Genomic DNA, 19,455 nt, shown 5'->3' on the forward strand with positions numbered 1-19,455 from the left:
CCAGAGGCCGGGTGAATCACGACACAGGTATATCACTGCGCCGTCACAGGCAATAGCATCACCGCGGAGGAAGCATGCCCATCACCCGGAGCGGCGACGCGGCACCCGCCGCGGGTCCGCCGCAGCGCTGGGTGATGCTCCGCCACGCGCTGTACCTCGGCGCGCGACGCGCGCTCGTCACCGACGTCGGGCTGAGAGTCGCGCACGCCGCGGAGCGGACGCGTGTCCGCGCGTCCCTCCGGCGTGCCGAGACGGCGCCGTCTCCATCTCCCCGTGATCGGGACGTCGTGATGCTCGCCGCGGGCCGCGGCAACATCGGCGACCAGGCGATGTTCGAGGCGTATCTCGCGAACACCCCGGGCGAGATCGTCGCCGTCATGCGATCCGCCGACGCCTACGTCATCCCGGAGCAGGACCGGGCGCGCGTCCGCGTGCTGCTCGCGCCCCTGCTGAGCGCCGGCACCCTGCGGGGCCGGGGGAGCGAGGTGCGCGCGCTCGCCGAAGAACTCAGGGTCGCCCGCACGTTCGCCGTGATCGGCGCCGACATCATGGACGGCGGCTACGACCGCATGGAGGCCGTGACGCGCGCCGAGCTTCTCCGGCTCGCGCACCGGCTCGGGGCGCGCGCGCAGCTGCTGGGCTTCAGCTGGGGCGCGCAGCCCGACCGCGTCGCCGCCGCGGCGCTCGCGCGGGCGGCGCGCGAGGCCCGGCTGTTCGTGCGCGACCCGATCTCGGCCGAGCGCCTGGCCGCAGCGGGCGTCTCCGTGATCGAGTCCGCGGATCTGGTGTTCACGGCGGACGGCGAGCAGGAGCCCGCCGGCGTCGCGACCTGGCTGGCGCGCGATCCGGATCCGGTGGTCGTGATCAACCTCAGCGGTCTCATCGAGCGCCGCACGGACCTCGTACCCGAGTTCGCCGAGCTCATCGATCGGGTGACCGCGGAAGGCCGGCGCGTCGTGCTGCTCCCGCACTGCCTGCGCGACGGGGACGACGACCTCGCTGTGTGCCGCCGCGCGGCTGTCCGCGCGGCGGCACCGGACAGGGTGCTGCTGGTCGAGCGGATGCTGCGCCCCGCCGAAGTGCGGTGGATCACGAAGCGCGCCTCGGCGGTGGTCACCGGTCGCATGCACCTGGCGATCCTGGCGCTGACGCAGGGCACGCCGGTGGTGGTGCTGCGCACGCGCGGCAAGGTGGAGGGCCTGGCGCGGATGTTCGGCCTCGAACCGTACACCCTGGATCCGGTGCCGGGCGTCGGGCCCGAGGTCGGACGGGCGCTGGCCGCCCTGGTCGGCGACACGACGCTGAGAGCGCGGATCGGCGAGAGGCTTCCCTCCGTGCGCGCCCTGGCGCAGCGTCCGTTCGAACGGGAGCGGACGTCCGCGGTCGAGGTCTGAACCGGCCGCTCAGCGGCGGGACCGGATCACTCCAGTCGGCCGAGCTGCACGAGCCGGGCGAACTCGGGATCCTGCTCCCGCACCTCGTCGAACGTGCCCTGCGCGGCGATGCCGCCGTCGCGCAGGTGCACCAGATGGTCGACCGTGCGGACGGTCGACAGCCGGTGCGCGACGATGATGATGGTCATCGTGCCCTGCAAGGACTGCAGCGTCTGGGCGATCTCGTGCTCGGTGGCGTTGTCGAGGGCGCTGGTCGCCTCGTCGAGCACGAGCACCCGCGGGCGCTGATAGAGCGCGCGGGCCAGGCCGATGCGCTGGCGCTGACCGCCGGAGAGGCGCGTGCCGCGTTCCCCGACGACCGTGTCGATGCCGTCGGGAAGGCTCGCGACGAGGTCGCCGAGCTGCGCCTGGACGAGCGCCGCGTGCACGCGGTCACGGTCGATGGCGGCGGGATCCACCCCGAAGGCGACGTTGCGCGCGATGGTCCCGCTCAGCAGATAGACGTCCTGCGGGACGACGCCGATCTCCGAGTACCAGGTCGCCGGATCGTCGGAGATGCTGCGGCCGCCGCAGCGCACGACGCCCGACGTGGGGGAGAACAGGCCGAGGATCAGGTCCACCACGGTGGTCTTGCCGGCGCCGCTGCCGCCGGTGAACGCGACCGTGGTGTTCTCGCCGATGGTGAGGGAGAGCCCGTCGAGCACCGGTGCGTCCGAGTCCGGGTAGTGGAAGGTCACCTCGTCGAGCACGATGTCGCCGTGGTACGGCTCGTCTCCGCGGGGGCGCTCGTCGTACAGCTCGGCGGGATCCAGCTCGTCGAGCGCCTCGACCATGATGTTCAGTCCCACCCCGCCGACGCGTGTCGTGGCGAGGTTCGCCGACACGCGGGTGAGCGTCGGCAGAGCGCGCAGGGCGGCCGTCGCGAAAAGTCCGAGCACGGGGATCACCTGCGCGGCCGATCCCAGCGTGAACATCAGGATCGAGATCCCCACGATCGCGATGATGAACGCGATCTCGAGGATGTGGCGGGGCACGTCGCTCATGAAGCTCAGCTCGCGCCCGGCGCGGGCGCTGCGCAGCCGCGATTCGCGGAAGGCGCCGACGAAGGCGGATCCCCGCGAGCTCAGCCGCGTCTCGCGGAAGCCCTCGAGGCCCGGCATGAGCGCCTGCCACGACTCGAGGCCCGCCTGGGCGATCGTCTCGCCGATGCGCAGCTGGCGACGGCGCAGGGCGAACTGCACCCCGCCGACGATGCCGCCGAACAGCACGATCGTGAACACCGTGGCGCCGGGCGCCGCGAGCGCGAGCACCGTCATGATCGCCACCAGCACGAGCACGTCCGAGCACATCGTGACGACGGCCATGAGCACGCTGGCTGCCTGGTTCGTCGCGTCGTTGATGTTGCGGTACACGACGCTGAGGGTGCGCGCCCGATGCGCGGCGTACGGCGCCTGCACGTAGCGGTTCATCAGTTCCGTTGCCGCGAGCGCGGTGATCCGCGTGGTGCGCCCGAGGAGCCACCAGCGGAACAGCAGGGAGCCGGCCGTCTTGACGAGGAAGACGACTGCGATGAAGCCGCCGACGAGGGGGATCAGGACCGACAGGTCGGAGCTGCCGACCCGCGCCGCGATCCACTCCAGCACGGCGCCCTGCGCCTGCCCGGTGGTGATCAGGCTCATCAGCGGCAGCATCGCCGCGACCCCGGCCATGTCGAGGAGCGCGAGCACGACCGACGCCGCCACGGTGCCCAGGATCCAGTGCCGCGGACGGGCCCCGGTCACGCGCAGGAGGGTGCCGAGCTGGGAGAGGAGCGTCCGCGGGGCGGTGGTGCGGATCGCATCGCGTGTCATCGCGCGTGTCCTCCCGCGAAATCCTTGCAATACCGGTATCGGAATGCTTGGGTCATACGCTAACATCGGTCTTGTTCGCGTTATGCCGTCAACTGGGGGCGCATAACGTATTTGCATTCGACTGGGGAACTGCATATGTCTGAGAACGAGCCGTCGGTCGGCATCAGCCGCCGCACAGTGACCAAGGCCATGGCGTGGGCGATGCCCGCGGTGGCCGTCGCCGCGACCGTGCCGTTCGCGGCCGCGAGCGTCTGCAACGATTACAACCCCGAGAATCCGTGTCCGATCTCCCTCGCGGGCGTCGGCTGCAAGCTCCCGGGCAACTCGCAGTCCCTCTACAAGGGCTACGCGTTCCGTCTCACGGTCTCGAACCCCACGGGTTCGCCGATCACGATCAACATCACTTCGGCGACGCTCGACGGTGCGAACCTCGGCGGGGTCGAGGTCGTGAACCTCGCCGACGGGTCCATCAAGACCAACCCGTTCACCGTGCCGGCGCACACGACGTACGTCGCCGCCCTGCTGACGGTCAACGCGCCGAACAGCTCCAACGGCGCGCTGAGCATCACGTACACGGTCAACGGCGGCGCCCCGCAGGTGGCCAACGCCACTGTCCCGTCGGCCCCGCCGATCCAAGGCAGCTCCTGCACCGCCTTCAACTCGACCGAGAAGGCGTACATCGCGGCGGCCTGACCCGTGATCCTGCCTCGACGAGGGCCTCGCTGCAGCGGGGCCCTTCGTCGTCTGCCGGACCATCTGCGGGACCCTCTGCAGGTCCGGGATCCCGCTGGATAGCATCGCACCATGCTCGTTCCGTTCGCCGTCACGCTGCCGCTGCTGCTCGCGGGCGTCCTCGTGCTCAGCGGCGTCTCCAAGCTGCGCGCACCGGGAGACCTGCGGGAGTGGGAGGAGCTGGGCGTGCCCCGGTTCCTGCGGCGCAACGCACTGCTGCGGCTGCACCCCTGGGGCGAACTGCTCCTCGGCATCGCCGTGGCCGTGCTCGGCGGGTGGCTCGGTGCGCTGGCCGGCGCCGTCGCCACCGCGCTGATGCTCGGCTACACGGTGCTGGTCGCCCGCGCCGCGGCACGCGGGGGCGTCTCGTGCTCGTGCTTCGGCGCTCCCGCGCGCGTCACGGGCATCACGGTGGTGCGCAACACCTGGCTCACCCTGCTCGCCGCGGCCGCCGCAGGGGGCGCCGCGAGCACGCCGCTCGCAGGCGGGGCGCTCGCGGCGGGTGCAGGGCATCTGCCCTGGCTGGTCGCGGCGGCCATCGCCGTGGCGACGACCACGCTCGTGCTCTGGCGCGCTCCCCAGACCCCGGTCCCGGCATCGGCGGCCGGCGTCCCGGTGGTGGGCGAGGCCGCGTCGGGATCCGGCGGCGACGCGCTCGACTACGTCCGGCGCCGCACGCCCGCGGTTCCCGTGGTCCTGGCCGACGGCACCGAGGTGAACCTCCGGGCGCTCGCGGCGAAAAAGCCGCAACTGCTGCTCGCGCTGTCCTCGGTGTGCGAGCACTGCGAGACGATCCGGGATCGGCGCGCGCAGTACCGCACTCTGCTGCCGGAGGTCGACGTGCGACTGCTGCTGGTGGAGCCGACGACGAGCCGCTGGGCCGAGCACGAGGAGCCGCAGTCGCTGCACGACGTCGGCGACTACGTCGCGGCGTCGATCGAGGAGTGGTCCACGCCGTCCGCGGTGCTCCTGGGCGCGGACGGCCTGCTCGCCGGCGGGCCGGTGACCGGCGACGTCGCCGTCGAGGCCTTCATCGGCGACGTCTACGAGGCCCTGCACGGCACGCGTCCGCCGGCCGATCCCGACGCGGCGCCCGCGACCGCCGGCTGATCCGCGGAGACAGGGAGGGCGCGGTTCAGATCCGCAGCATCACCCGATCCGAGACCGCGGTGAGCTGGAGCCCGGTCCAGCCACACAGCACCAGCAGGAGCAGCACGCTCAGCGCGCACAGGATCCAGCCCGTGCGTCGTCCGCGCGCCCAGAGCGTCGCGGATCCGTACGCCAGCGCCGCCAGCGGCAGCGCGCCGTAGGCGGTGCGGAATGCGACGTGCCAGCCCAGCGACACCTGCGCCAGCCAGGCCGCGACGCTCACCGCGCCGACGACCGCGAGCAGGGCGACCGGCAGACCCCGCACCGACCGTCGGCCGCGAGCGGGCAGGGCGATCGCCCCGGCCGCCAGGATGACGCCGACCAGCACCGCGAGCGCGTCGATCGCGGTCGGCGCCGCGAACACGTTGCGCAGATACTCGTCGGGCAGCGTCAGGTACGTGAGCGCCTCGCGGGCGAGCGCGAACGGTGTCGCCCCGCCGCCGGCGAACCGGTAGCCCGCGGCATCGACGCCGGCCTGGCCGGTCAGGTCGCCGTACAGCGAGAGGTTCCGCAGCACCCACCAGCCGCACCCGGGCACGAGAACGAGCGCCGCCGTGGCCGCCTCGCGCCACCGCGACCGCACGAGCAGCACCACGAGCACGCCGACGACGAGGGGCGCGGTCGTGATCTTCACCAGGATCGCGAGTGTCGCGAGCAGGCCCAGGGCAGCTCCGCGGATCCACGGGCTGCCGCCGGTGCCGAGGGCGACCAGCATCGCGGCGAACCCGGACACAAGCGACCAGGTGTCGTTCTGCACCGAGGCCGACATCACGAGCAGCATCGGATTGAGAGCAACGAACGCGGTGCCGGACACGATCGCCGCGGGCCGGCCGGGCAGTGCCCGGCCCAGCAGACGGGCCACCAGCCACGTCATCAGCACCGCGCCCAGCACCCCGAACAGGCGCACGGCGATGAAGCCGGCGGAGCCGGAGCCGAACGCGCCGACGAGCAGCGCCGCGACCGCATAGTAGGCCGGCGCCTGCTGCCCCTCGTAGGTCACCCCGGGGTCGCCCACGACGGGCAGCGTGCGGTGATGGGCCAGATACAGCACATTCGACCAGTGCGCGGGCTCGTCGTAGGGGAGCCCCGCGGGGACCAGGAAGACCGCGAACGCCCCGAGCGCGGCGGTGGCTGCACACAGCACGGCCACGTCGATGGCCGTCCGCCGGTCCGTGCCGCGACCGGATCCGCGGATCCCGGTGGGCACCTCGCGCGCGCTCACCGCGACTCCGCCCCGGCCAGCACGGCACGCATCTCGGCGACCCGCTGCGACCAGTCGGCCGCCGCGACCGGATCCGGGCCGGAATCCGGTGACTCCGCGGCGTCGGCCAGCGTGCGGAGAGTGACCGCGGCGAACTCGTCGGCGTCGGCGAGGCGGATCCGATCGCCGGCCGCTTCGCGGAACCCCGCGACGGGCGTGGCGACCACCGGCCGTCCGACCGCCTGATACTCGTAGAGCTTGAGCGGATCCAGGCTCTCGGTGAACGCCGTCACGAGGTGAGGCACGAGCAGGACCTCGGCGTGCTGCAGGTATCCGATCACCGCGTCGCGCGGCCGGGCGCCCAGGACGACCGCACCGGCCTCGTGCAGCCGGGCGGTGTCGGCGTCGTCGAGCGCGTTCGGGCCGACGAGCACCAGGGTGGCGGAGCCGCCGAGGGCGGCGGCGGTGCGCACGCAGAGGTCGACGTCGAGCCGGTCGCGGTGCAGGGTGCCCAGGTACAGCGCGACGGACCCTGAGGGCAGATCGTGCGGGCGCGGATGCGGGGCGCGATAGGCGGCCACGTCGACGCCGTTGCGCACCAGGGCGATGTCCGCTCGGCCGGGGCGCTTGCGGCGCACGAGCTCGGCCGAGCACGCCACCACGGCCCTCGCATGGGCGAGCAGCCACTCCTCGCCCTCGCGAATGCGCCGCGTCTCCGCGGTGGGGCGGTCGGCGGCCAGCCAGTCGTCGGTGAGGTCGTACAGCGTCCTCCAGCCCGTGCGCCGGGCGAGGCCTGCGGCGCGCGGGTCGTTGATCCACAGCACCGGATCCGTCATGCCCAGGCGGGCCGCGGCGCGGACGACCGCGCGCTCGATCCGCTCATCCGCTGCCGGATCGATACGCCGCGGCAGCCACTTCACAGGGCGGATCGCGTGCAGCCGTCCGGAGATCGCCCGCAGCCGCCGGCCGAACTCCGGACGCGCGCCGCGCCGCAGCGCGTACAGGGGGTCGTCCGGCGGTTCGACGAACAGCACGCGCAGGGCGGGATCCTCGCGCAGCAGACCCGAGACCAGATGCTGGTTGCGGCGCCACACCTCGTCCCAGCGCTCGAGCGAGACCACCACGAGGTCCGTCATCGGCGGTGCCCGCCATCCGGGCCCCGGCGAGACGCCGTGCGGCGGGCGATCGCATCGCGGTACACGGCGGCTGTGCCGGCCGCCTGCGCCTCGAGCGAGAACTCGGCGACCTGGCGCCTCTGCGCCGCTTCGGCGAGACGTTCGCGCGCCTCCGGATCCGCGGCGAGCACGCGCAGGCGGTCGGCGGCGGTCGCGACGTCGCCGGGTGGGAAGAGCGCATCCGGATCCACGGCCTCGAGAAGGTCGAGATGCCCTCCCGCCGCCGCGGCCACGACCGGGAGCCGGGCCTGCATCGCCTCCAGCACGGTCAGCCCGAGACCTTCGCGCGGGCACGGCGCGAGGAGGATCCCCGCCTGCGTCATCAGCGCGGCGACATCGGACCGATACCCCAGGAAGCGGGTCGCGCCGGCGACGCCGAGACGCGCGGCCTGCGCCTCGAGCGCTGCGCGCAGGGCGCCCTCGCCGGCGATCCAGAGCTGCCAGCCGTCTGCAGCGAGACCGGAGGCCGCGAACGCCTCGATCGCGACGTCGGTCGCCTTCTCCGCCTCGAGGCGCTGCGCGACGAGGAGGATGCGTTCGCGCACCGGCGGCGTCCCGGAGGGTTCGGTCCCGGAGGCTCCGGGCGCGGGCAGTCCGGAGCGCACGACCGTCGAGGGCACGCCGATCTCGGCCGACACGGCGCTGCTGATCGCGATCTCGGCGTCGACCACGCGGGCGGCGACCGCGTCCATGTGCACCACCGCGCGGCGCCGCCGCGGCTGCGCGAAGTGCCGCGTCGCCACGACCGCGGGGCGGCGGCCGCGACCGAAGGCGAGCGCGGCGGCGGCCTCCGCGGCCGTCATGTGCACGTTGACCACGTCGGCGTCGTCGCGCACGGCCCGCAGCGCGCGACGCACGCCGAGACTTCCGCGGGCCGGGACGAATCCGACACCGGTTCCGGCCAGCGCCGCCGACATGCGCGCCGGATCCCCGCCGATCACGCGCACGCGGGCCCCGGCCGAGCGCTGCGCGCTCGCGAGCCGCACGATGAACCGCTCGACGCCGGCGAACCCGTCGGAGCAGACGGCGTGCACGATGTCGAGCGGTCGGGCCGCGTCGTCCTCGGCAGGATCCGGCCCCGGGCCGGTCCGCCCCGGGCGCACGGAGGACAGCAGGTCGACGTAGCGGCGCGCGATACGGTCCCATCCGAGATGCTCGACGCTGCGCCGGCACGCATCCCGCCACCCCGCCACGTCGGTCGCGGCGATCTGCTCGAGCCGCCGGGCGATCGCGACCGGATCCGGATCCACGAGATAGCCGTTCACGCCGTCCTCGACGAGGTCGGCCGCGCAGCCCTGCCGTGTCGCCACCACCGGCAGCCCGGAGGCCAGCGCCTCCGACACCACCATGCCGTAGGGCTCGTAGAGCGTGGGGAAGACGAACATGTCCGCGGCGGCGAAGACCGCCGGCAGGTCGGTCCTCACGCCGGCGAAGTGCACGCGGTCCAGGACGCCGACCCGTTCGGCGCGGCGCAGCATCAGCGGGATGGTCTCGGAATCGCCGCCGACGACCAGCAGCATCACGGTGGGCGCGTGCACGAGCGCATCGATCGCGAGGGGCACGCCCTTCCAGCGCAGCTCGTGGCCGACGAACAGAGCGACCCGGTGTTCATCGTCGAGGCCCAGCGCGGCCCGCGCCTCCCGCCGCTCGGCGTCGGTGGGCGGCCGGAAGCGCTCCAGGTCCACGCCGTTCGGGATCACCTGCACGGGCGGGGCCACCGCCCCGTACCAGCGCTCGAGCGTCGCGACCTCCGCGGAGGTGAGTGCGACGACGGCACGATGCGTGCGCCCGCGATAGCGGATCCGATCGACGACGTAGGCGAACGGGACCATCGGGTTGCGCAGGATCCGCCAGAGCGCATGCCCGCGGGCGTGCACGGCCGCGACCGTGATCACGTGGTTCACGAACACGTCGCCCGCCAGCACCATGCCGTGGCACAGCGCGACCGCATCCGGCCGCGCCGCGAGATACCGCCGTGCGCGAGCGCTGCCGCGGACGGCCAGACGGAACTGCGTGCCGACCATCGACAGCCGGCGCCGCCACGCGGCGCGCTGGGTGCGCGGCGGGATGCGCACCAGCTGCGCGGCCGTGAGCGACTCGACCGTATGTCCCTGCGCTCGGAACGCGCGCTCGAGCTCCCAGGCCACACCCGAGATGCCGGCGCCGGGTGCGACGCTCGGTGCGATCTGCACGATCCTCATCACGGTGCGATCCCCTACACGGCCTTCGGCGCATGTGCCCCGCCGCGCCGCTGATTCAGCGTAGCGCGCAGGTCAGGCCGAGAGGGGGCGAGGATCCGCCTCCGCCTCGGCCCGCACCGGACCGCGACGATAGAGCGCGGCACGACGGGTCGCGGCGCGGCCGCGGTCTCCGCGCAGCGCGATCCCGCGCGCGGTGGCGCCGAGGAGCTGCGCGGCGCGGGCCGAAGCCCAGCCCAGGGCGCCGAAGTGCTTGCGGTAGTAGCGCTCCTGGCTGGCATGGAACTGCCGCTCGCGGCGTGCCGGATCCGTGCTCGTGCCCCCGCCGGCGTGTGTGGCGACCGCGCGGGGGACCACGGCATGCCGCCAGCCGAGCAGATGAGCCCGGTAGGCCCAGTCGGTCTCCTCCGCGTAGAGGAAGAAGCGCTCGTCGAAGCCGCCGACCTGATCCAGCGCCTCCGCGCGCAGCATCAGCACGGATCCGATCACGAAGCGGGGGCCGCGGATCAGGCGCCCGAGTCCGAGCGCCTCGAGCCAGGCACGGCCGGGGGAGGGGAACACCCATGCGGCGCGGGCCTCGACCCCCTGCTCGTCGTGCTGCCGGGGGCCCACGCTCGCCAGTCGCGGGTCGGCGGCCAGCGCGCGCTGCAGTGCGCCGACGCCGTCCGCGTCGATCACCGCATCGGGATTGAGCAGCAGCACATCGGCGCCCGGGCGGATCCGCTCGGCGAGCGCCCGGTTCACCCCCGCGCCGAAGCCCAGGTTCCTGCTCGGATCCCGGTAGCGCACGCCCAGCTCGTCGCACAGGGCGGCGATCTCCGGCAGCGAGGAGTTGTCCACGACGGTGACGGGCAGGTGCCGCACGGGCTCCAGTGCACGGCGCAGCAGGTCGGGTGCGCCGTACGCCACCACGATCACCTCGGGCTCGTCCGTCCGGGCAGCGGTTCGAGGGAGCCCGCGCGGCGCGGAGGCGAGCGCGGCTGTGTAGAGCTGCTCGTACTGCGCGGCGATCGCGGGCCAGGAGCACTCGGCCGCGCGGGTCAGCCCTCGTGCGATCAGCTCGTCGCGTCGTGGCCCGGCCGCCTCCCGCAGTGCCGCCGCCAGGGCGCGCGCGTCGCCCCGGGGCACGACGATGCCGGCGCCGCCGACGACGTCCGGGAGCGCCCCGGCGTCGCTCGACACCACGGGCACCCCGGCGGCCATCGCCTCAACCGCGACGCGTCCGAACTGCTCGGTCCACCGGCGCGTCGGCAGCGAGGGCACGGCGAGGACGTCGATCGACGCGTAGAACCCCGCGACGTCGTCCGGATCCACTCCGCCGAGGAACTGCACCCTTGCGCCGACCCCGCGACGCCGCGCCTCCTCCTCGATGACCTCGGCGAGCGGACCGGTGCCCGCGATCCTGGCGTGCAGCGACGGATCGGCGACCAGGGCGTCGAGCAGCAGCAGAACGCCCTTCTCCGGCACGAGCCGTCCGAGCAGCCCGACCACGATCCGGACCGGTTCCGACGGGGCCGTCGCGGATCCGGTTCCGTCGGCCGGAGCGGTCTCGGCGGCCGGATCCACCTCGTCAGCCGGATCCACCCCCAGCGGGATCACCCGCGCGTGCCCCGGGAAGCCCTTGAGCTCCGCGATCGCCGCCGCCTCGGCGTTGCAGGCGGAGATGCCGGCGGCGCGGCGGAGGGACCGGCGCTCGAACCAGCCGAACGGGAAGGGGTAGCGCTTGAGCAGGTTCTGCGCGGTGTAGAGGATGTACGGCGTCCGCCGCGCGCGCAACGCCCTCAGGACGAGGATCTCGGCGGTGCTGAGCGCGAACGGCTCCTCGTGGATGTCGATCAGGTCCCAGTGCTCGCCGAGGGCCCGCCAGAGCGGACGGGGGTCGTAGACGAACAGGGCCGGGTGCGTGCCCCAGGTCCCGACGCCGACGACGTCCTCCTGCGGATCCGCGTCCAGCGCGACCGGCACGCCGCCGGCGTCGCTGTGCGTCGCGGTGAGCAGGCGCACGTCCAGACCGCGCTCGCGCAGGGCTCGTTCCCGCCCGCGCCAGGCCCGCACCGTCGCACTGTGGGAGATCCGCAGAACACGCATCGTCCCCCCTGTATCGTTGGGTCCGTCGACGCGGGACAGGTGTTCGCGTGCCGCGGAGACGCCCGGTGTCGTCGCAGAGAAGCGACTCCGCACTCATCTTAGGAGAGGATCCGCTGTCCGTTCCCGAGCGTTCGACGGCACCTGCACCGAGGGTCGTCCACCTGGCGCACACCACGGTGCCGGGAGGGGCCGAGCTCGGCCTCGCCCGGATGCTCCGGGCGGACCCGCCCTGGCGCGCGAGCATCCTGCTCCCGCCGGACCCGGCGGAGGACGGCGCCTTCGCCGGCGTGCCGGAGTCGGTCCCGATCCATCGCATCGGCGTCACCCAGCCGCACGGCGCCAGCGGCGCCTCGCCGGCGGGGGCGGTCGCGGCGGGCGCCCGGCTGGCCGCGCAGGCGATCGCGACCCGGCGGCATCCGTCGTTCCGCCGGGCGGATCTGGTGGTCTCGAACAGCACCCGCGCCGCCGCCTACGGCGCGCTCGCGGTGGCGGGCACGCGTGCGCCCTTCGTGGTCTACCTGCACGACTTCACCGACCGGGAGACGCTGGGCGGCTTCGGACTGCGGATGATGACCCGGATCGTCCTGCCCCGCGCGGATGGCGTGATCGCCAACTCGCAGGCGACACTGGCGAGCGCCGAGCCGTTCCTGCGGGCGGCTGCTCTGCGGGAGGTCGCCGTGGGGGCGTCGGGTCTGACCGGTCGCGCACGCGGCGAACGCGAGCCGGGGCCGCTCCGGGTGGGCATGCTGGCGCGCATCGATCCGTGGAAGGGCCAGCTGCTCCTGCTGGAGGCGTTCGCGCAGGCGTTCCCCGCGGGCGATGAGGTGCTGGAGTTCGCCGGGGGCGCGCCGTTCGGACATGCCGGCTACGCCGACGAGCTGCGCGCCCGGGCCCGCGCGCTCGGTCTCGCTGACCGGGTGCGCCTGCTCGGTCATGTGGACGACGTCGAGCGCCTGTTGCGCCGCTGGGACGTGGGCGTGCAGGCGTCGCTGCGCGCGGAGCCGCTCGGGTTCAACGTGCTCGAGTACCTGGACGCGGGCCTGGCCACCGTGGTCGCGGGGGAGGGTGGGCCGGTCGAGTGGGTGCGCGACGGCGGCAACGGCCTCGTCGTCGCCCCTCGCGACGCCCGCGCCCTCGCCGCGGCGCTGCGTCGACTGGGCGACGACCCCGGCCTGCGCCGGAGGCTCGGCGAGGCCGCGTCGCGGACGCCGGGCCTCGTCACCGATCACGCCGTCGCCGAGCAGCACGCGGAGGTCTATCGGAGGGTGCTCGCGCGGCGCTGATCCCGCCGTCAGGGCATGCCTTGGGCGCGTCGGGGCGGTGCCGTAGGCTGGCGCCGTGTCAGCGGAGGTCGTCGAGCGGATCCCGCCGAGCGTGCGGCTGGAGATGTCGCGCGCCGGAGTGCAGGTGATCGCCGACCGGGTCGGGACGCGCCTGCTGCACATCAAGGGGAGCATGACGGATCGAGCGCTGCTCGATCGCCGCTTCGAGGGCACGGACGTCGACGTGATCGTCGATCCCGCAGGGATCCCCGCGCTGCACCGCGCCCTGCTCGCGCAGGGCTGGCAGGTCTACAGCTTCTTCCGCAACAACTCCTCGTTCGAGCATGCGCAGACCTACTTCCACCCGGACTGGGGCCACCTCGACGTCCACCGCCGGTTCCCCGGCATCGGGCTCCCCGACGGGCCGGCCTTCGAGGTGCTGTGGGCCGACCGTGCGCCGGCGCGCGCGGCGGGGCTGCCCTGCGCGGTGCCCGGGCTCACGGCCCAGGCCGTCCTGCTCACGCTGAACGCGGCGCGCGCCGGCGGTCAGGGCGACACCGCCGCGCGGGTGTGGGACGCGCTCGACGAACCCGCGCGCGCAGCCTGTCTCGCGCTGGTCGATCGCCTGGACGCGCAGGTGGCGTTCGCCGCGGCCCACGGCGACCTGGAGAGCCACGCCCACCGGCGCGAGTACCTGCTCTGGAAGGTGGCGTCGCAGGGAGGTACCCGCACGCAGGACTGGCTCGCCCGCGTGCGCGCCGCGCGGACGCTGCGCGAGCGGATCGTGCTGATGCTGCGGGCGCCGCTGGTGAACACCGAACGTCTGACGCACAAGCTGGGCCGTGCGCCGCGACCGGGGGAGATCCTGCGCGAGTTCGCCGTCCGCTCGGGGCGAGGACTGCGCGAGGTCGCGCAGTCGACGCGGAGCCGGCTCCGTCGTCGCACGCCCGACGATCCACCCCGGAAGCACGGCGGATCATGATCCGCTATCGTCCGGCAGCGGATGTCGGCGTGATCGACGACGGCGACGCCGTGTACGCGGCGCGGCTACCGCAGGGGCCGATCGTGGTGCTGGCCGGAACCGCCGGGGTGATCTGGCGTGCCGCCTGCGAGGAGGGGGACGGCACGGTGGCCGATCGCGCCTCCGGCCGTGTCGACCGCGACACGGCGGCGATCGTCGGCGCGGTCGACGAGTTCGTCGCGGACCTCGTCGTGCGCGGGCTCCTCGAGCCGGCAGGGGGCGCGGCCTCCGCCCGTGCGGAGTGAGATTCTCACAAGATCCTCTGTTCGTGGCCCCTGCGCCGCCCGAATCCGCCATGCGGATCGTATGCTCGTCACACGGGGGTCAGTTGCGGGGAGTGCCGGATGTCGGATATCGCGAGAAGGATTCGCGACGCCGAAGCGGCGGGCGACCATGCCGTCGTCGTCCACCTGCTCGCCACTCGGCCGGTGGAGGCCTGGTTCACGCTGCCGGTGGAGGAGCTGACCGGGATCCTCCTGGGCTTGCCCGCCGAGGCGGTCCGCGCGAGCGCCGAGGTCGCCCTGGTCGCGCGGATGCTCGCTCCCGAGGGCGCCGACGCGGCCACCGAGGACAGGGCCCTCTCCCGCTCCCCGAATCTGCCGGCGCACCTGCGGCGCTGGCTCGTGGTCACCGACGCCTGGCACGCGCGGCTGAACGGCGACGTCGCCCGCGCCTACGAGGTGCTCATCCGCCTGCCCGAGATCGAGGCGGCGATCCCCTCGGTGCTGGACCCGACGAACGGCGTCCGCAGCCTGTTCCTCACGGAGGCCGCTCTCACGGCGCTGCTGCTCGGACGGTTCGCCGAAGCCCTCGCGCTCTTCGGACGCGTGCTGCGCGTTCCCACGCCCTCCTCCCTGCGGTTCTATCTCAGAGAGGCGCACCTGCGCTCGGCGATGATCCACGCCCTCTACGGCGACCCCGCCGCGGCACGCGCTCACCTCGTCGAGGCGCAACGCACGCCTCGCACGTCGAGCTGGATGGAGCCGCTGCTCGATCCGGAGCAGGCGCTGGTCGAGGCACTGCTCGACGACGAGGATCCGTCCGGGTCGTTCGCCCGGATCCTGCAGCTCACCTACGGTCCGATGGGCGAGCTCTGGCCGCTCTACCTCCTTGCTCTGCAACGACGGGGCGTGCTCGCCGATCGGCGGGTGGAGGTGAAGGAGCGCATCGAGGCGCTCATGGCCGCCGGCCTGGGGACGAGGGGGAGCGCCCTCAACTCCTCCGTCCCGCACGTGCTCCTCGCGTTCGAATCCCTCCTGAACGGCAACGTGCCGGGCGCCCGACAGCATCTGCGGACCGTGCAGGACCGCAGCTGGCCGACCGTGATCGTGAGCTGCATGGTGGGCATCGCCGGGGGAGCGCCCAAGTCGGCGATCCGTGAGCTCCGCGCGGCGCGCCCGCTGACCGAGGGACTGCGCCAGGCGGAGCGGCACCGCAGCCTCATGCTCGGGCTCGCGCACTATCTCAGCGGCGACACCGCGGCGGCCAGGGCCGCGGTGGACGAGCTCGGTGAGCTCAACCGCCGCTCGGGCCCGCATGAGCTCGCCGTGATGCGCATCCTCGCTCCCCGCCTGCTCGAACTGGTCGCCGAGCGGATCCCGGAGCTGCTCCCGGAGGTGGTGAGTCCGGGCAGCAGGGGCGTCTTCGACATGCCGTCGCTCACCGAGAGCGAGCTCGCCGTACTCGCCCGCCTGGCACTGGGCGAGACGAGGGAGCAGATCGCGAAAGCCCTCTTCCGCTCGCCGAACACGGTGAAGAGCCATCAGACCTCGCTGTACCGCAAGCTCGGCGTGTCCGCCGCGGCCGACGCGGTGCGCCTGGCCACCAAGGCCGGGTACCTCTGAGCGGGCCTTGTTGCACTTCACCCGACTCGGGTGATGTCAAGGGTGAATTCTTCTGCAGTGGGGGAAGCTCCCAGACTTCGCGCGTTGAATGAATTGTCGGCGGCGACCCGAAAGTCGTCGGCATCGTTTTGTCACCGCATGCAGGTCGGTTCTCCGTCGTGCGGCGGTGTCCCCTGGGGAGGGGATCTGTTGAGGGGAAGCCCGCGTTGCTCATGAAGATGGACAGGGACGACAGTCGTGCCGACGAACGGGGGTCGACGGCAGAGGAACCGGCTCCGGATGACGCGGGCGAGGCGCCTGCACGTCCGCTGCGGCTCACCGTGGCTTGGCGTCTTCCCGTGATTCTCTCTGCGGCCGCGGCGATGGACGACGACGCCGACGAGCGGTGAGACCGGCTATAGCCCCGACCAACGGTTGACGGGCCAGAGGATCACGACGGCCTTGCCGACGATGTCCTCGGAGTGCGCCCAGCGCCAGCAGCCGGCGTCGGGCGTCGTGCGCCCGCGGCAGCGGATCGCGCCGTCGGACGAGTTCGAGCGGTGGTCGCCCATGACCAGGTAGGAGTCCTTCGGCACCGTCACCTCGGGCAAGCACCTCGGCGAGACGGGCGTCGTGGCGCAGTCGAGCGAACCGGGCTGGAACGGGAAGTCCTGGAATACGTAGGACTCGTCCAGCGGTTTCCCGTCGACGATCAGCCTTCCGTCCGCGGTGCAGCATCTCACCGTCTGCCCTGGCCCGGCGATCACGCGCTTGATGAGCGTGTGCGGGCCGGACGGCCCGAACCCGGTGACTTCGCCGACCCACCGCAGGGCGGCCTTGAGCGGATTCTCCGGAGCGCTCGTACCGCCGTCCCAGGCATCGTCCGCGTCGAAGACGACGATGTCACCGGTGTGCGGCGTCGCACCGCCGACGTAGGCCAGGCGGTTCACCAGCACGCGGTCCCCGACCTGCAGGGTCTGCTCCATCGACCCCGACGGCACCCAGTACGGCTTCGCGACGAACGACAGGACCAGCCCGAAGACGACGAACGCCGCGCACAGCTGGAAGAGGAAGCTGCCGGTGATCCGACGCCAGAGCGGGCGGTTCTGCTCCGGGGGACGCTCGGGTGCTGCGGTGTCGGATGCCATGCGTCCATCATGCCGCTCTCGACCCGTGGGCGGATTGCGACCGGTCTCGATCAGTCAGCGACCTCACCCCTGTTCCCTCCCCGTGCGCGCCGCGACGATGGCTGCTGAACGTGCCCAGATGTCCCCCATCTGCAGCAGGGCGCGGAGGGCGACGTACCCGCGTCGATATCGGAAACACCGGAGGAGCAGCAACACATGACGGAGAACAAGAACATCCAGCGCCGCGCAGTGCTGAAGGGCGCCGCATGGTCGGTGCCGGTCGTGGCGGCAGCGGTGGCTACCCCGCTCGCCGCGGCGTCGACGGCGAACGCGAGCATCGCCTGGAACGGCAGCAGCACCTCGCTCCTGACCCTGGCCCTCCTTGACGGCGGCGGGACCCTGACGGCTCAGGTCCTCATCACCGTGCCGACCCAGTACACGGTCACGAACGGCACGGGCCCGCTGACGGGGGCGGCGACGGTGACCATCGCCGTCGGCCGTCCGGCCGGGATCAACATCCCCGTGGGACAGGCGCGTGGATTCGGCGTCGCCTCGGTCGACGGCATCAACACCACGGCCGGCGAGCGCACCACGACCTACCAGACCGCCCCGATCGTCGGCAGCTTCGGATTCCCCGCGACCAGCTGGACCGGCACGCGTACGGTGACCGTCGCGTCCAACGGCACGCTCAATGTCCCGGTCGTCTTCGGTCTCGCCGGGGTGAGCACGGGCGTGGCGATCAGCGCGCTCGCGACGTTCCCCGTCACCCTGACCGTGGTCCTGAACGGCCGCACCTTCACCAGCTCGACCTCGATCAGCGTCCCGGTCGGCGCCGGCATCCTCTGACGCCACCCTTTCGAGAAGGCCGCCTCTGCCGAGGCGGCCTTCTTCGTGTTCGACCGGATTGACAACGTCGATTCGACGACGCGTTTCCACGTTCTGACGACGTCAATCTGCGGGCGGCCTGAGGGGCTGGCCAGTGTCGAGATGCGGGTCCCGATGCGGTGCGTGAACGGCACCGGCAGATCGGTCCGCTCTGAATCTACTCGTCACTTCTGGGGGCCGCATGTCCGAGATCGAAACCACCAAGCAGGTCGCGCGCCGCACCGTTCTGAAGGGTGCTGCCTGGTCCGTTCCCGTGGTCGCGGCGGCTGCCGCGACACCGTTGGCTTCTGCGTCGGTCCCCGCCTGCCCGACATGCATCAAGGCGGGCCTGCCGATCGTCGGAGGCCTCATCGCCGGCGCTTGGACGTCCGTGGCGCTTGTGGCAGGAAATAAGGCGACCCTTGCCTTCCCCAACGTCTTCGGACTCGACGCGACCGCGTGCGGCATCAGCTGGACCAACATCTTCCAGCCCGCCTTCACCTACGTCGTACTGAGCGCCACCCTGACGATGTCGGACAACAACACTTACACCTCCGCTGTCGGTCTGGGCGCGGGGGCCGGCAACATCTCGACCGTGGGACTGTTCCCCGGCGCCTTCATCTTCACGAACGTGGCACTCCCGAACGGTGGTTCGGCCATCGGTATCCCGCCGTACGCGCCGGTCCCGAAGACCCTGACCGTCACGGTGAAGACGACGCTTCAGTACGGGTTGGGTCTGAGCGTCGAGTGCCCGATGACTCTCGTCTGGAACCTCCACGGCGTGGCGACCGGCTTCGTGCTCGGCGGTATCGGAACGCTGAACTTCAGCGGAACCGCCACCGCCTGAGTCCGCTCTCGGCGAGTCGACAGCCGTCGTCTCCTTGTCGCGCCTGGGAATGCGCTTCCGGTACCATCGAAAGGCCGTTGACTTATCGCCCTCGCAGGGTGAGCGGAGCGAGGGGGATCAGCCTGTATGGATCTGCGTGAGTATTTGCGGGTCTTCCGCGCGCACTGGCTCGGGATGGTCCTCATCACGCTCCTCGGCGTCGCCGTCGCGTTCGGATGGACGCTGCTGCAGCCCAAGGTCTACACGGCCGACGCCTCCGCGATCGTGCAGGCGAACACGTCGGGCGACACCGGCGACAGCAGCCTGAGTTCTGCGATGCTCGGCAACTCGCTGACCTCGGGGCGCGTCAAGACCTATGTCGCGCTGGGGCAGTCGCGCGCCGTCGCCGAGGGCGTGATCACGGAATTGAACCTGGACGTCAGCGCCGACCAGCTCGTGAAGCAGGTCAGCGTCGCCAACACCGTCGACACCACGACGCTCAAGGTCACCGCCGACGCGTCCTCGCCCGAGAAGGCCCGCGACATCGCCGAGGCCTGGGTGCGCTCGATGGGCGCCGAGGTCAACCGCCTGGAGACCACGGACCCGGCGAAGAAGGGTGCGGTGTTTTTGAGTCCGATTGATTCGGCGCGTTTGCCGGATGCGCCGTCGTCGCCGAATACGCGGTTGGCGTTGGCGTTGGGGGCGTTGGTGGGTTTGGCGGTCGCGGTGGGGTATGGCCTGTTGC

General features: G+C 72.6%; 16 protein-coding genes. 10 read left to right on the forward strand and 6 right to left on the reverse strand.

What is annotated here, in order from left to right; all coding sequences use genetic code 11:
- Nucleotides 1–74: 74 nt before the first annotated feature.
- Complete coding sequence (locus tag RL72_RS05425; protein ID WP_045249795.1) at nt 75–1,394, forward strand: polysaccharide pyruvyl transferase family protein; 1,320 nt, start codon at nt 75–77, stop codon at nt 1,392–1,394.
- Between the two features lie 26 nt (nt 1,395–1,420).
- Here RL72_RS05425 and RL72_RS05430 read toward each other — a convergent pair whose 3' ends face one another.
- Complete coding sequence (locus RL72_RS05430) at nt 1,421–3,244, reverse strand: ABC transporter ATP-binding protein (protein ID WP_045249796.1); 1,824 nt, start codon at nt 3,242–3,244, stop codon at nt 1,421–1,423.
- 135 nt (nt 3,245–3,379) lie between these two features.
- On the opposite strand from RL72_RS05430, the gene RL72_RS05435 reads away from it, so the two are divergent.
- Both RL72_RS05435 and RL72_RS05440 read left to right on the forward strand, forming a co-directional pair.
- Nucleotides 3,380–3,937, forward strand: a complete 558-nt coding sequence (locus RL72_RS05435; RefSeq protein ID WP_045249797.1) for a hypothetical protein — start codon at nt 3,380–3,382, stop codon at nt 3,935–3,937.
- A gap of 111 nt (nt 3,938–4,048) precedes the next feature.
- Nucleotides 4,049–5,086: a MauE/DoxX family redox-associated membrane protein gene (locus RL72_RS05440; protein WP_045249798.1), complete on the forward strand. Its 1,038-nt coding sequence runs from the start codon at nt 4,049–4,051 to the stop codon at nt 5,084–5,086.
- 25 nt (nt 5,087–5,111) lie between these two features.
- Here the strand turns inward: RL72_RS05440 and RL72_RS05445 are convergent, their stop codons facing one another.
- The 4 genes from RL72_RS05445 to RL72_RS05460 form a co-directional block, all read right to left on the reverse strand.
- Entirely contained in the window at nt 5,112–6,347 is a 1,236-nt protein-coding gene (locus RL72_RS05445) for a glycosyltransferase family 39 protein (RefSeq protein ID WP_045249799.1), read from the reverse strand.
- Complete coding sequence (locus RL72_RS05450; RefSeq protein WP_045249800.1) at nt 6,344–7,462, reverse strand: glycosyltransferase; 1,119 nt, start codon at nt 7,460–7,462, stop codon at nt 6,344–6,346. The genes RL72_RS05445 and RL72_RS05450 overlap by 4 nt, the downstream gene beginning before the upstream one ends.
- On the reverse strand, nt 7,459–9,702 hold the full coding sequence (locus tag RL72_RS19095) for a glycosyltransferase (RefSeq protein ID WP_052674213.1): 2,244 nt from the start codon (nt 9,700–9,702) through the stop codon (nt 7,459–7,461). Before RL72_RS19095 ends, RL72_RS05450 begins: the two co-directional genes overlap by 4 nt.
- 72 nt (nt 9,703–9,774) lie before the next feature.
- On the reverse strand, nt 9,775–11,787 hold the full coding sequence (locus RL72_RS05460; RefSeq protein WP_082072143.1) for a glycosyltransferase: 2,013 nt from the start codon (nt 11,785–11,787) through the stop codon (nt 9,775–9,777).
- Between the two features lie 65 nt (nt 11,788–11,852).
- Between RL72_RS05460 and RL72_RS05465 the strand changes: the two genes are divergently transcribed.
- The 4 genes from RL72_RS05465 to RL72_RS05480 all read left to right on the forward strand — a co-directional run bounded on the left by RL72_RS05465 (nt 11,853) and on the right by RL72_RS05480 (nt 15,914).
- Nucleotides 11,853–13,070: a glycosyltransferase family 4 protein gene (locus RL72_RS05465; protein WP_156156714.1), complete on the forward strand. Its 1,218-nt coding sequence runs from the start codon at nt 11,853–11,855 to the stop codon at nt 13,068–13,070.
- A gap of 55 nt (nt 13,071–13,125) precedes the next feature.
- Nucleotides 13,126–14,031, forward strand: coding sequence for a nucleotidyltransferase family protein (locus RL72_RS05470; RefSeq protein ID WP_052674214.1), 906 nt, complete (start codon nt 13,126–13,128; stop codon nt 14,029–14,031).
- Nucleotides 14,028–14,315, forward strand: a complete 288-nt coding sequence (locus RL72_RS19740; protein ID WP_045249802.1) for a hypothetical protein — start codon at nt 14,028–14,030, stop codon at nt 14,313–14,315. The genes RL72_RS05470 and RL72_RS19740 overlap by 4 nt, the downstream gene beginning before the upstream one ends.
- A gap of 99 nt (nt 14,316–14,414) precedes the next feature.
- The gene (locus tag RL72_RS05480) at nt 14,415–15,914 is read left to right on the forward strand and encodes a helix-turn-helix transcriptional regulator (protein ID WP_045249803.1); all 1,500 of its coding nucleotides are present in this window, start codon (nt 14,415–14,417) and stop codon (nt 15,912–15,914) included.
- 395 nt (nt 15,915–16,309) lie between these two features.
- Here RL72_RS05480 and lepB read toward each other — a convergent pair whose 3' ends face one another.
- Nucleotides 16,310–17,041 carry a signal peptidase I gene (gene lepB, locus RL72_RS05485; protein WP_052674215.1) on the reverse strand — a complete coding sequence of 244 codons (732 nt, stop codon included), beginning with the start codon at nt 17,039–17,041 and terminating at the stop codon, nt 16,310–16,312.
- A 195-nt stretch (nt 17,042–17,236) separates the two neighbouring features.
- On the opposite strand from lepB, the gene RL72_RS05490 reads away from it, so the two are divergent.
- The 3 genes from RL72_RS05490 to RL72_RS05500 all read left to right on the forward strand — a co-directional run.
- A complete protein-coding gene (locus RL72_RS05490; RefSeq protein WP_052674216.1) occupies nt 17,237–17,866 on the forward strand; it encodes a hypothetical protein in 630 nt (209 codons plus the stop codon).
- Nucleotides 17,867–18,086: 220 nt separating this feature from the next.
- The gene (locus RL72_RS05495) at nt 18,087–18,731 is read left to right on the forward strand and encodes a hypothetical protein (RefSeq protein WP_045249804.1); all 645 of its coding nucleotides are present in this window, start codon (nt 18,087–18,089) and stop codon (nt 18,729–18,731) included.
- A 126-nt stretch (nt 18,732–18,857) separates the two neighbouring features.
- Nucleotides 18,858–19,455 (forward strand): YveK family protein (locus RL72_RS05500; RefSeq protein WP_045249805.1); only part of this gene is annotated, 598 nt, incomplete at its 3' end.

The sequence above is a fragment of the Microbacterium azadirachtae genome (assembly GCF_000956545.1).
Classification (GTDB): Bacteria; Actinomycetota; Actinomycetes; order Actinomycetales; family Microbacteriaceae; genus Microbacterium; species Microbacterium azadirachtae.

Coding starts and splice junctions, on each gene's coding strand:
- RL72_RS05425 (WP_045249795.1), top strand. CDS start 75: ATGCCCATCACCCGGAGCGGCGACGCGGCACCCGCCGCGGGTCCGCCG.
- RL72_RS05430 (WP_045249796.1), bottom strand. CDS start 3,244: ATGACACGCGATGCGATCCGCACCACCGCCCCGCGGACGCTCCTCTCC.
- RL72_RS05435 (WP_045249797.1), top strand. CDS start 3,380: ATGTCTGAGAACGAGCCGTCGGTCGGCATCAGCCGCCGCACAGTGACC.
- RL72_RS05440 (WP_045249798.1), top strand. CDS start 4,049: ATGCTCGTTCCGTTCGCCGTCACGCTGCCGCTGCTGCTCGCGGGCGTC.
- RL72_RS05450 (WP_045249800.1), bottom strand. CDS start 7,462: ATGACGGACCTCGTGGTGGTCTCGCTCGAGCGCTGGGACGAGGTGTGG.
- RL72_RS19095 (WP_052674213.1), bottom strand. CDS start 9,702: ATGAGGATCGTGCAGATCGCACCGAGCGTCGCACCCGGCGCCGGCATC.
- RL72_RS05460 (WP_082072143.1), bottom strand. CDS start 11,787: ATGCGTGTTCTGCGGATCTCCCACAGTGCGACGGTGCGGGCCTGGCGC.
- RL72_RS19740 (WP_045249802.1), top strand. CDS start 14,028: ATGATCCGCTATCGTCCGGCAGCGGATGTCGGCGTGATCGACGACGGC.
- RL72_RS05480 (WP_045249803.1), top strand. CDS start 14,415: ATGTCGGATATCGCGAGAAGGATTCGCGACGCCGAAGCGGCGGGCGAC.
- lepB (WP_052674215.1), bottom strand. CDS start 17,041: ATGGCATCCGACACCGCAGCACCCGAGCGTCCCCCGGAGCAGAACCGC.
- RL72_RS05490 (WP_052674216.1), top strand. CDS start 17,237: ATGACGGAGAACAAGAACATCCAGCGCCGCGCAGTGCTGAAGGGCGCC.
- RL72_RS05495 (WP_045249804.1), top strand. CDS start 18,087: ATGTCCGAGATCGAAACCACCAAGCAGGTCGCGCGCCGCACCGTTCTG.